Raw genomic sequence first — 259 nt, 5'->3', positions numbered from 1 at the left:
CGGAGCGGGATAAGCATCTTCAATCCGAACCCGACTGGCGATCGAAGTATTTCCAAACATTCGATCGGTGAACGAAGATAAACAATAAACTTCAGAACCCGTTTTCGCGTTCTTTAAATAGCTATAATCGTCATTGAGGGGATCGTTAGCCCAAAGTTCGTTAGAATTGTTTTCAGGATGTGTATCTTTCCCAACAGTTCTCACAATACGTTCGGTATGTGCGCGAATTGCACCTTTTAGACTACTTCCCGGAAGAAAG

The 259-nt window shown here is 43.2% G+C and carries 1 protein-coding gene; it reads right to left on the bottom strand.

Annotated features, from left to right (window positions below):
• The coding region (locus SB717_RS37335) for an RAMP superfamily CRISPR-associated protein (RefSeq protein WP_410908158.1) at positions 1 to 259 on the bottom strand (259 nt) is incomplete at both ends.

It is taken from the genome of Priestia sp. SIMBA_032, from assembly GCF_046535215.1.
Taxonomy (GTDB): domain Bacteria; phylum Bacillota; class Bacilli; order Bacillales; family Bacillaceae_H; genus Priestia; species Priestia aryabhattai.
Note: the sequence above shows the minus strand (reverse complement) of the source record. Positions and strands in the feature narration are given on the sequence as shown.